Source organism: Pseudomonas sp. MF5691 (assembly GCF_016405645.1).
Taxonomy (GTDB): domain Bacteria; phylum Pseudomonadota; class Gammaproteobacteria; order Pseudomonadales; family Pseudomonadaceae; genus Aquipseudomonas; species Aquipseudomonas shahriarae.
This window is the reverse complement of record NZ_JAEKDC010000006.1, coordinates 300,294-312,238: the sequence shown is the minus strand read 5'-3', so window position 1 is coordinate 312,238 and position 11,945 is coordinate 300,294. Positions and strand designations below refer to the sequence as shown.

Genomic DNA, 11,945 nt, shown 5'->3' with positions numbered 1-11,945 from the left:
GCGATAGCGGTGGTCCGGTCACTGTTTTCGGTGGCCGACACACGGGCGTTGGGTCGGGCTGTCAGGCTCCCACATTTGATTGATGGTGTGGCCCAGACTTCTGCCCCGCCGAACATCCCTGTGGGAGCGGGCTTGCCCGCGATAGCGGTGGTCCGGTCACTGTTTTCGGTGGCCGACACACGGGCGTTGGGTCGGGCTGTCAGGCTCCCACATTTGATTGATGGTGTGGCCCAGACTTCTGCCCCGCCGAACATCCCTGTGGGAGTGGGCTTGCCCGCGATAGCGGTGGTCCAGTCACTGTTTTCGGTGGCCGACACACGGACATTGGATCGGGCTGTCAGGCTCCCACATTTGATTGATGGTGTGGCCCAGACTTCTGCCCCGCCGAACATCCCTGTGGGAGCGGGCTTGCCCGCGATAGCGGTGGTCCGGTCACTGTTTTCGGTGGCTGACACACGGGCATTGGGTCGGGCTGTCAGGCTTTCCATACGCTGGAATTGACCAGGTTTTTCGGCCGCTCGCCCGCCAACGCCGCCAGCAGATTATCCACCGCACACCGCGCCATCGCTTCACGGGTCTCGTGGGTGGCCGAGCCGATATGCGGTGTCGCCACCACGTTGTTCAAACGCAGCAACGGCGAGTCGTGGTTCAACGGCTCACGCTCAAACACATCCAGCCCCGCCGCGCGGATCGTGCGCTGTTGCAGGGCTTCGATCAGTGCCGCCTCATCCACTACCTTGCCCCGGGAGATATTGATGAAAATCGTCTCCGGGCCCATCTGGGCGAATTCCTTGGCGCCAATCAACCCCTGAGTCTGTGCAGTCAACGGCAACGTCAGGCAAACAAAGTCAGCGTGTTGCAGCAACTCCGGCAAGCTGCAGTACCGCGCGCCGAAACGCTGCTCCACCAAAGGTTTGGGCGAATGGCTGTGGTAAATCACCGGCATGCCAAAGCCAAAGTGCCCACGCTGGGCCAGGGCTTCACCAATGCGCCCCATGCCAATGATGCCCAGGGTCTTGCCGTGCACATCGCTGCCAAAGTGCAGGGGGCCGATGTTCTGGTTCCAGTTGCCGGCGCGCACCATATTGGCCAGCTCCACCACGCGTCGGGCGGTGGCGAGGATCAGTGCAAAGCCGGTATCGGCCGTGGTTTCGGTGAGTACATCCGGGGTGTTGCTGAGCAAAATGCCGCGTTGGGTCAGGTAGTCGATGTCGTAGTTATCGACGCCCACCGAAACACTGGCCACGGCTTCCAGGCGCGGCGCCAGGTCCAGCAGTTGCGCATCCAGGCGCAAGCTGGCCCCCAGCAGGCCGTGGGCACTGGGCAGTGCCTCACGCAGTTGCGCCAGGCCCGCGGGGTCGAGGGATTCGATCAAGGTCACCTGGGCCGCTTCATGCAAACGGGCCATCAACGGTGCGGACAGTTTCTTGTACAGCACGACATGCTTTTTCATCAGGTTCTTACCTTCAAATCCAGGGAGTGCAACGGTGCTGCCGGGGACGGCTCCCGGGCACCGGTCTTGAGGAAAATCGTCAGCACCACCGACAGCAGCAACGCGCCGCTCATCAGCAGGTACGACGCACCGGGCGAGCCGGTGCTGCTATTGAGATAGCCCACCAGGTAGGAGCCGCCAAACGAACCCAGGGCGCCCATGCTGTTGATCAAGGCCATGGCGCCGCCGGCGACGTTGGCCGGGAGGATTTCCGGGACGATGGCAAAAAACGGCCCGTAGGGCGCATACATGCAGGCGCCGGCGATCACCAGCAGGGTGTAGGACCACCAGAAATGCTCGGCCCCCAACAAGTAGGAACCATAAAACGCCACGGAGGCGATCAGCAGCGGTGGCCATACAAAGCGCTTACGCTTTTGCAGCTTGTCCGAGCCCCAGGACACCACGAGCATACCGATCACCGCCGCCAGGTAGGGCAGCGCCGACAACCAGCCGGCTTCGACCATGTCCATTTTCAGGCCGGCCTTGAGGATCGACGGTAGCCACAGCACAAAGCCGTAGACGCCGATGCTCCAGCAAAAGAATTGCAGCGCGAGGATGATCACCTTGGGCGAACGGAAGGCTTCGGCATAGTTCTTCACAGCCTTGAGCCCGACCTGTTCGGCGGCCAGGGCGGTTTCCAGGTCGTGTTTCTCGCCAGCGCTCAGCCACTTGGCATCGGCTGGGCGCTCATCGGCCAGGCGCCACCAGATAAAGGCCCAGAACACCGCCGGCAGGCCTTCGATGATAAACATCCAGCGCCAGCTGTAATGCTGTACCAGGTAGCCGGATACCACCGACATCCACAGCATGGTCACCGGGTTGCCGAGGATCAGGAAGGTGTTGGCCCGCGAGCGTTCGGCACGGGTAAACCAGTGGCACAGGTACACCAGCATCGCCGGCATCACGGCGGCCTCGACCACCCCGAGCATAAAGCGGATGGCGATCAACATATAGGCGTTGGACACCACGCCGGTGAGGGTCGCCAGCCCGCCCCAGAGGATCAGGCTGACGAAAATCAGTTTCTTCACGCTACGCCGCTGGGCATAGATCGCCCCCGGTACCTGGAAGAAAAAGTAGCCGAGGAAGAACAGCGCGCCGAGCAGCGAAGACATGCCCGGGGTGATCATCAGGTCTTCGGCCATCCCGGAGGCGGCGGCGAAGCCGTAGTTGGCACGGTCCAGGTACGCCAGGCTGTAGGTGATAAACACGATGGGCATGATGTACCACCAACGGCGGGTGGCGAGTTTCAGGTTGTTCATGGGGTTGCTCCTGAGCTTGTTGTAGTTGTGGCAACAGGTAACGGTTGTCGGTCCAGATCAGCCGGCTTTTTGCCAGGCGGGCAGGTCGGCGCGCAGGGGCAGGCCTTCCATATCGCCGCGACTCTGTACTGCGCGGCTGCCGATCCAGTTGGCGCGCTGTACCGCCTGGGCCAGGCTGAGGTTTTCCAGGAGGGCGCTGATCAGGCCCACCGCAAAGCCGTCGCCGGCCCCCACCGTATCCACCACCTTGGCCACCGGCACGGCGGCGACAAAGCCCTGGTCCAGTTGGCTGCGGTAGTAGGCACCGTGGGGGCCGAGCTTGATGGCTACGGCTTCCACGCCCAGGTCGAGGTAGAAGGCGGCAATATCCCCGGGATCTTCGAAACCGGTCAGCAGCCGACCTTCACTCAGGCCCGGCAATACCCAATGCGCCAGGCCGGCCAGGGCGTTGACTTCGCGGATCATTTTTTGCTCGCTGGGCCATAGCGAAGGGCGCAGGTTCGGGTCAAAGGACACACTGCGGCCGGCCGCGCGCATCTGACTCATCAACTCGCGCGACAGTTCGGCGGTGGCGTCCGACAGCGCCGGCGGAATCCCGGTGGCGTGCAGATGGCGCGCCGTTAGCAATTCTGGAGTGATTGCGGCGCTGGACAAGTGACTGGCCGCCGAGCTACGCCGGAAATACTCGACCTGGGGATCGTCGCCGCTCTCTTCCCGGGACTTGAGCTGAAAGCCGGTGGGGTGCGCGGGATCCACCGCCACATGCCGGCAATTCAGGCCTTCACGCTCCAGGGCCGCGACCACAAACCGCCCCAATGAGTCATGACCGACCCGGCTCAGCCAGGCGACGTTGAAGCCCAGGCGTGACAACCCGATCGCCACGTTACTGTCGGCCCCGGCGATGCGCTTTTCGAAGTGGCCGACCTGGGCCAGGTCGCCGGTTTGTTCGGCGACAAACATCGCCATGGTTTCGCCGAACGAGAGGATATCGATCTCAGACATGGGCATTCTCCACACGCGGTTGGCCAAGGTGGGCGAGGGCGGCGACCTGCTCGGCGGTGACCGCCACCAAGTCGTCGCCTTGCAGCGGGAATTCCACCGCGCGGCTGATACCTTGGGGCATCAGCTGCAGCAATTGTTCCCATAGATGCAGGTCGGCGCTGCCGGGAGGCAGAGCTACCAACTTGCCGTCGGCGCGGCGGGCCACGGCCTTGCAATGCAGGTAATCCACATGCCGGCCCAGCAAGCGTGCGGCGGTACGTGCGGACTGGTCTTGCCAGTGCCAGTTGCCGATATCGAAGGTCATTTTCACCGGCACCGCCAGGCGCTCGGCTTCATCGAAGAAGCGTTGCATCGGCTCGATGCGCCCGCCGTGCAGGGTCTGGTCGTTCTCCACCAGCAAGCGCACCGGGTGGCGGTTGAGCAGGGCGCTGAGGCTGTGCAGGTCGTTGGTGTCGGTGAAGTGACCCAGCGAAACCTTCAACCAGCGCGCACCGAACGCCTGGGCCCGGTCGAGGGTGGCGGCCAGCTCCGAATTGGCTTGGGCACGCCCGGCGACCCACAGCTCCAGGGGCGACGAAAACACACACTCCAGATCTTGCGCAGCGGCGGCCTGGGCCAGTTCGCCGGGTTGTTCGCTGGTCAGCAGTTCTTCACGCCATTCAATACGCCTGGCCCCGGCAGCGGCCAGCAGCTCGACGAAACTCAACTGGCCGCGCTGGCGAACCAGGTCGGCGCCGTAGCTGGAAAGGCTGATGGAAACGGGATATTTATGCATTTTTATTGATCTCTGAAACCGGTTTCATTTGTAGATAAAAAAATGCCCGTGCAGGCGGTTATGCCTACACGGGTTGGGTTGAGCCTCGCACGATCAGTTGCGGGGAAAAATCCAGGGAACGGGTCGCCGAGGTATCGCCGCGCAACCGCTTGAGCAAGCACTCAAAAGCGCTGGCGCCAATGGCTTCGGTCGGCTGGGCCAGGGCGGTGATGCCGCTGCCTACCAGTGGGTACCACTCCAGGTCATCCAGAGCGATCAAGCCAACGTCCTCGAACAATCGGCAACCCAACTCGCGCAGGGCTTTGCTACAGGCCAGCGCGGCAATGCCGTTGGCACAGAACAAGGCTTTAGGCCCGGCTTGGCCTGCGCCCAGAAACGTCTGCAAACGCTGGGGCAGGTCAAGGTCTATCTCCAGTACAGCGCCGTGCATTTTTTTGCGACGGCTGATCTGGGCCTGGAAACTGTCCATGCGCTCAATCCGCGAGCTGGTGCCATCGGCGGCCTCGCTGATCAGCAAAATATCCCGATAGCCCTGTTGCTCCAGGTGATCCAGGGCCATGCCCACGGCCAGTGGGTTATCCAGGCCCACCAGGTCGCTGTGCAGCGCCTCGACCTTACGGTCCACCAGCACCAGGGGCATTTCCCGTTGCAGCTCGAGTAACTGGTCGCGGTGATGGCCCAGGGTATTCACGATCAGGCCTTCGATGTTATAGGCGCGCAACGCCGCCAGGTGCTGGCGCTCCTGCTCGTCATCGCGGTCGGTGTTGCACACCACCAGGCTGTAGCCGTGCTGTCGGCAGGCGGTTTCCACGCCATGCATCACGGCAATCGAATAGGGGTTGCGGATATCCGCTACCAGCATGCCGATCAGGCGCGTGCGTCCACGTTTCAGGCCACGGGCCATCTGGTTGGGGCGGTAGCCCAGGTCATCAATAGCCTGTTCGATACGTTGGGCGATGGCGTCGGACAGCAGGGCGCGGTCGTCGCCGATAAAGCGCGACACGCTGGCCTTGGATACGCCGGCGCGCTGGGCTACATCAAGCATGGTCACGCGGCTGCGCTGGGCGGCGGAGAATGAAGTCACGGCGGGGCCTTTCTTATTAGTGTGAGGTGGCAGTGCGCTGGGCATTGAAACCGGTTTCAGAAAACACCAGTCAGCCACTCTCGTCAAGAAAATATTTGTTGGGATCGGTATGAAGTCAGGCCGCTCAAACCGACGAGCGGCGAGCGCACCTGTTAGTTCTGACAGTATCCGCAGTACCACAGGAGGTGTTCAATTGCCCCAACAGAGCCGCAAGCGCCGTGATCAGGTGATGCATAGGCGTGTAGAGGGAGGTTTGGATGAGCACCCACAATGCTGGCCAATCGAGCGCGAATGGCCCCCAAGGCCCAGGAGGCAGCCTGGCGATTGACGCGCCCATCGTCGTCGACGCGCTGCCTGATGGGTTGGTGCCGGTGCAATTTTACTTCTCTGATCTACAGCTTTTGATTCCCACTCCCTGGGCGTTTCTACCGGGTCCGGGCAGAGACCAATATGTGGTGTTCGAGTGGAGCGTCCGCGGTGCCCGCCCGGTCGACACGCCACCGGTGTTGCTGCCTAACCCGATGACGGCCGCCGACTTTCCCTACCCGATGCAGATACCCCAGGCATTTTTGCTGAACAGTGCAATTATTGATCTGACGTTTCGCATCCATAACGGCACGCCGAACAGCCCCAGCGTCGATAGCTCTGAGGTTGTGACGATCAGGATCGACCGCGATGCGCCCGGTGGCGGTGCGTTGCTGCCACCGGCCATTTTCCCTATTGATCCGATTACCGAGGCCTACCTGGTCGCCAACCCCCTGGTGCCCATGGAAATCCCGCAGGGATATTTGGGGCGTGAGGTCGGTGATCAGGTGCCGATGTATTTTTCAGACATGAATATCTTGCCAACCGGCGCGCCGACCCTGGTTTCTGCACCGTTGGCCAGCGCCACCGGCCGCATATTCGTGGACGTGCCCAGCGAGGTGTTTCGTCGTTTTCCGGGGGCGCTCTGGATCTTCTGCTTCTATCGCCTGCAAGACCGTGCCGGCAACATCAATCCGATGTTTTCACTGGTGGCGCAAGTCAGGCTGCAAACCGACCTTCCGCCCTCCAACTACCCTCGGCCCCGTTTCCCGCAATCGGAGTTGCATCCTAACGGCTACTTGACCTGCAGCACCCAGCCTCCGATCTGGTTCGGTGTCGAGGTGTTCATAGCCCCTCACGCGGACATCCGTTCTGGTGATCTGATTACGCTGCGGTTCCAGGGGTACGGGCTGTACCCGGATGTCAATCCAGACCCCAATATCGTGGAAACCCTCACGCATTACTGGGATGAGGTCAGCGATGCGTCCGGCTATGCCTTCTGGATACTCGATGTCGAGCGCTTGATTCGGCCCCTGAAAAAAAACGCCGGAGGAGAAGCTCATTACACGGTGTCCAGGGGAGGCGTGATCATTGGCCGGTCTGCTTCTAGGTATGTGCCGTTCGATCGGGTAGTGAATACCTCGCCCCCCCCGCCAAACCCCATCTACTGCTGGATTGACGGCAATGGCCCAGAACCCTGATTGCGAGTGCTTTGCGTCATGAGTGTTGGAACACCGCGTACGTTTCACTGAACTTCTGACGGGTAAATCCAAAGTTGGTTTGTTTGGCCGCATGTCATACGGCTGGGAAGAGTGTTGCTGCGATTTCAGTCACCTGGCAGTCACTCAAGCAGCGGGGCGATGGCCGTCCGGCCACTTCATGAGTGTTTGTGCGATGCCTACATTAAGTACTAAGGAGAGACTGATATGAGCAGCACCCCTGACGTCACCATTACATCCGAACCTTTGGTTATTGATGCGCCCACGATTGCCGAGGCACTGGATAATGCAACGGGTCTTATTCCAGCGTCCGTTGCTCGTGCGGGTATCACCGTGGAGTGTCGAACCGGGCGGATCTCGGTACCGACCGACTGGCTGGGTATTCAAATTCGCACAACCACCGATCCGGTGCCCACTTGGCGGCCCTTTCTGGAACCATTCCAGATCAACTTGGACCCCGTGCCTGCAATCATCGATAGATACATTCCGGCGCCGTCTCCCGAGTTTGAGTTCCCGCATGGCTTTTATGAGATCAAAGTCGTGCAATACCGCAATTCCAATGGCGCACCAGGTGCTGCGCGGGACGAGTCCAACCCTGCCGCGTTTCGCGTCGATCTGATTGCGCCCTACGCTGTAGCGTCGTCACGTGAACAACCCACCGTTCCGATGCTGGCTAATGCGCCAGCGGGGACCATTATCGACAATGCGTTCCTGATAAATCATGGCGGCGTGGAGATTGTTATCCCCCGCAACACCTTCAGTCCCCAGCCTGGGCGATTCGAAGCGGGGGACATAGCTAACGTTTACTTCAGCCCGGTAATGGACCCACGACCAGAGTATCTGGTGAGCGGCCCAGGTGTGCCTCTGCTACCACCACCCGACAACAGCACCTTCTTCCTGCCCGCCAGCCAGATCATCTTGAGTGGGCTTTATTATTTTTTCTACACCATGGTTGACCGGGCAGGGAATATCAGTCGCCCATCGTTCAATGAGTTTCGCACGGTCTCGTTACTGACCGACCCCGTACTATTGGAGCCATTCCTACCGCTTGCACCGTCCCCACGTGACGGTAGCACTGATGATTTGCTCAGCATTGCGGACTTTGTGCTGGGCATTAATCTCCATATCGAACAGTATCTTAATTTCGCTACAGGACTGGACAAGTTCGAGACGCAATGGGAAAGCCAGCCCTTTGGCCCGCAAACCACTGAACTCACGGGCTTCCCGGTAGTTTTCAGTAATATGAATGATGCGATCAAGGCCGCCTATACCGCGACGCTAGGTCCTCAGGCGGTAAGCGTGCGTTACCGGACTGATCGCAACGGTGTGTTCTTCCTCTCACCCGCTAAAAACGTCCGGCTCGACTTGTCGGTAGAGGGGCCTGTACTGCCGGGCACACTGGAACCAGGCGATATGAACCCTGGGCTGAACCCGGCACAAGTGTTTGGCGAGGACTCACAGGAGTTGAATACCCTGCGCATTGGCGATGCGGACCGACCTGTGACTATTGTGATTCGACTCTGGACCATTGCGGCACTGCCTCACCCAGGCAATCAGTTTTACTTGTATTGGGGCGCCTCCAAAGAGCGTGTCGGGCCTTTCCCTTTAAGCACTACGGTTCCTGGCGAGGACGCGAGGTTTATCATTCCCTGGGCGGTGGTTGCCCGCCACGGGAACAATCTGCAGCCTGTCAGCTATTCTGTCATTGGCCCCGGCACTATCAATGAGAACCCGTCGCCCCTTACCACGGTCAATGTGATCGATGCCGTGACGGTGGAACTGGCGCCGGCAAGGTATGAGAATCTCATAGCTGGCGAATGGACCTGTCAGTCGCTGGTACAACGGATGCCTGGCTCGCCGCCGGTCCTGGCTGCCATGCTTTTCATTCCGGGCGATGTCAGGCTGGTAGTGGGCAATACTGTGGAGGTTACGGTCACTATCACCAACCAGTACCCACAGCTCCCACCGGGCCCCTTTGTAGAGCCTATTACAACTGCGCCCTTGACCGCTGCCGATGTGGCCAACGGTTTTTATGTCGATATCATTTACCGTCCATTCCTGGCTCAAGCGCCGTTCGGCCCTTGCGAGGTCACCTACACCACGAACGTGGCGGGTGGAGGCATCGGTCGCGGGCGGTTGGCCGAAGTATTCACGATATTCTCCAACCCTGACTCTTTCTGTGATGGCATATCTGCTTAACCTACGAATCAACGCCTCCACGTCTACAAACTGCTGAAAGCACAAAAGGGAAGCATGGCTTCCCTTTTGTGCATCTGGTAGCAATGGACTACGGCTTGTGGACGGATCAGTTTGCCAGTTGTGCAGTTTTCCATGCCACTGCGGTGCCTATACCTAAGCTTTGCTCGGATTAGTCCTACAGTCATCAGTACGTTCACTACGTAACCTCTGCGCCTTACAGGTGAGGCTTCATTCCGCGGGAACGAGCCAAGCCGTTTTTACAGGCGCTACCCAGAGAGTGAACCCCCGATGTCATTACCTACCAGATTCGAGCTCAAGCCCTTGAGCAAGATGATGCATGTTCCAGCCATTAGCGTGCTTCTGCTTGCAGCGATGCACACCAGCGTCCAAGCGGATCAACTGATCGGTGAGTCAAGGACCATTGGCCCCCATGAGATGAAAAATGATTGGCAGTTGGATCATAAGTCCGAGCTGACCGTCAACGGTGCTCGCGCCGGAAATATCCTGGCCAACGACTCGACGTTGAATGTCAATACTGGCAGCCGGATCGAAGATATCCGTGCGACGCAGGGCTCCACCGTCAACGTTGACGGCGCCACTGTTGAATCCAACCACTCGATATGGGGGGCGGTGCGCCTGGATGACAGTGCGGCCATCATTCGCAACAGTGCCATCATCAGCCACACAACTTTCGGTTTGCAGGCGTACCAGAGTTTCAATTCCGACAAGGGCGGCATTGCCCAGGTGTTCAACAGCATCATCCGGGGGGAAAAGAGCGGGGCAATAGCCACGGGCAATGCTGAGTTGCACTTCAATCAGAACACTGTGGTCGAAGGCACCGGCGCCGATAGTGATGGCGTGTGGCTCGACGGTGCAACCGCGACTGCCAGCCAAAGCAGCATCATCGGCGGCAAGAATGGCGTGTTGTTTACCAACGAAGCTGGCAGCAGCGATGCCGGCAAACTGGTGCTGGATAACTCCAGCGTCGAAGGGCGCAACGGCTCGGCCATTGTCGTGGAAGGTCACCCTGGCGAGGAGATGGAAGTTGAAATCGACGTGCGCAACGGCTCAACCCTGACTGGTGGCAATGGCGTGCTGCTGGAAGTCAACGGCGGTGCCCAGGCGAGCATGAATGTCGATAGCAGCCGGTTGAAAGGCGACGTCATTGTCGAAGATGGCAGCACGGCACATTTGAACCTGGAAAACAGCTCCGGGCTCAAAGGCCAGTTGCAGAATGTCACCAGCTTGAACGTAGGCAATGGGTCGTACTGGGAGTTGACCGCCGACAGCCAGGTGGGTGCCTTGAACCTGGTGGACGGTACGGTGATATTCGGCCACACCGATGCGTTTTATCAGTTGGACCTGGACAGTCTCGACGGCAACGGCACCTTCGTCATGGGTACCGATTTTGCCAACGGCATCACGGACTTCCTGAACATCAGCGGCGAAGCCAACGGCAGTCACAGCCTGTTGCTCGCAGCCAGCGGTACAGAGCCGGTCAACCCCGAAGCGATTCGTATCGTGCATACCGGCGGGGGTGACGCGCAGTTCTCACTGGCGGGCGATGTCGTCGACGTGGGTGCCTATTCCTATGGTCTGAAAAAGGATGGCACCGATTGGTTCCTCGACCCGAACAACCGCGTGATCAGCCCGGCTACTCGCTCGGTCATGGCGTTGTTCAATACCGCCCCCACGGTCTGGTACGGCGAGGCGACTTCCCTGCGTACGCGCATGGGCGAGCTGCGTTTCGAGCCTGGTCAGGCGGGTGTGTGGATGCGTGGTTATGGCAACAAGTACAAGGTGGCCGAGAGCACCGGGGTTGGCTACAACCAGAACCAGCAGGGCTTTACCCTGGGTGCTGACACGCCGTTGGCCGACAGCCAGTGGCTGGTGGGTGTGATGGCCGGCCATAGTACTTCGGGCTTGAACCTAAAGCGCGGTACGTCGGGCACAGTGAAGAGCTACTACGTGGGTGCTTACGCAACCTGGCTGGATGAAGAGAGCGGTCTGTATTTCGACGCCGTGGCCAAGCTCAACCGTTTCCATAACGAGTCCAAGGTCGGCTTGAGTGACGGCACCAAGTCCAAGGGCAAGTACGCCAACACCGGCGGTGGCCTGTCGGCAGAGTTCGGTCGCAATATCAAGCTGGACGACGGTTACTTCGTCGAGCCGTATGCCCAGCTGTCCACCGTGGTGATCCAGGGCGCCAACTACAACATGAAAAATGGCCTGCACGCCGATGGCGAGCGCACCCGCTCGATCATGGCCAAGGCCGGTGCGACGGTGGGGCGTGACATCCAGCTCGACAGTGGCAGCGTACTCCAGCCTTACCTGCGGGCGGCGATGGTGCATGAGTTTGCCAACAACAATAAGGTCGCGGTGAACAACCATGAGTTCAACAACGACCTATCGGGTTCACGCGCCGAGTTCGGTGCGGGCGTCGCAGTTAAGTTGTCGCAAAACCTGCAACTGCACGCCGACCTAGAGCACAGCAGCGGTGGCCGGGTCGAGCAGCCATGGGGCGCCAACGTAGGTGTGCGCTACAGTTGGTAAAGACTTGACGCTTATTAACGCCCGTATCGAAAGATACGGGCGTTTTTTTGCGCTTGCA

At 59.9% G+C, this 11,945-nt stretch carries 8 protein-coding genes; 3 read left to right on the top strand and 5 right to left on the bottom strand.

Annotated elements, in window-relative coordinates; all coding sequences use genetic code 11:
- Nucleotides 1–475: 475 nt before the first annotated feature.
- From JFT44_RS12110 to JFT44_RS12090, 5 genes are all read right to left on the bottom strand, one after another.
- Nucleotides 476–1,453, bottom strand: coding sequence for a D-glycerate dehydrogenase (locus tag JFT44_RS12110; protein WP_170059194.1), 978 nt, complete (start codon nt 1,451–1,453; stop codon nt 476–478).
- The gene (locus tag JFT44_RS12105; RefSeq protein ID WP_057959438.1) at nt 1,453–2,751 is read right to left on the bottom strand and encodes an MFS transporter; all 1,299 of its coding nucleotides are present in this window, start codon (nt 2,749–2,751) and stop codon (nt 1,453–1,455) included. Before JFT44_RS12105 ends, JFT44_RS12110 begins: the two co-directional genes overlap by 1 nt.
- A gap of 57 nt (nt 2,752–2,808) precedes the next feature.
- Complete coding sequence (locus tag JFT44_RS12100) at nt 2,809–3,753, bottom strand: sugar kinase (protein ID WP_198830716.1); 945 nt, start codon at nt 3,751–3,753, stop codon at nt 2,809–2,811.
- Nucleotides 3,746–4,528, bottom strand: a complete 783-nt coding sequence (locus JFT44_RS12095; RefSeq protein WP_198830715.1) for a sugar phosphate isomerase/epimerase — start codon at nt 4,526–4,528, stop codon at nt 3,746–3,748. The genes JFT44_RS12100 and JFT44_RS12095 overlap by 8 nt, the downstream gene beginning before the upstream one ends.
- A 64-nt stretch (nt 4,529–4,592) precedes the next feature.
- The gene (locus JFT44_RS12090; RefSeq protein ID WP_115128282.1) at nt 4,593–5,612 is read right to left on the bottom strand and encodes a LacI family DNA-binding transcriptional regulator; all 1,020 of its coding nucleotides are present in this window, start codon (nt 5,610–5,612) and stop codon (nt 4,593–4,595) included.
- Nucleotides 5,613–5,869: 257 nt separating this feature from the next.
- Between JFT44_RS12090 and JFT44_RS12085 the strand changes: the two genes are divergently transcribed.
- The 3 genes from JFT44_RS12085 to JFT44_RS12075 all read left to right on the top strand — a co-directional run bounded on the left by JFT44_RS12085 (nt 5,870) and on the right by JFT44_RS12075 (nt 11,887).
- Nucleotides 5,870–7,117 carry a hypothetical protein gene (locus JFT44_RS12085; protein WP_057959441.1) on the top strand — a complete coding sequence of 416 codons (1,248 nt, stop codon included), beginning with the start codon at nt 5,870–5,872 and terminating at the stop codon, nt 7,115–7,117.
- A 225-nt stretch (nt 7,118–7,342) separates the two neighbouring features.
- Nucleotides 7,343–9,334: a hypothetical protein gene (locus tag JFT44_RS12080; RefSeq protein WP_169960348.1), complete on the top strand. Its 1,992-nt coding sequence runs from the start codon at nt 7,343–7,345 to the stop codon at nt 9,332–9,334.
- A gap of 288 nt (nt 9,335–9,622) precedes the next feature.
- Nucleotides 9,623–11,887 carry an autotransporter outer membrane beta-barrel domain-containing protein gene (locus tag JFT44_RS12075; protein ID WP_170044954.1) on the top strand — a complete coding sequence of 755 codons (2,265 nt, stop codon included), beginning with the start codon at nt 9,623–9,625 and terminating at the stop codon, nt 11,885–11,887.
- The last annotated feature ends 58 nt before the right edge of the window (nt 11,888–11,945 follow it).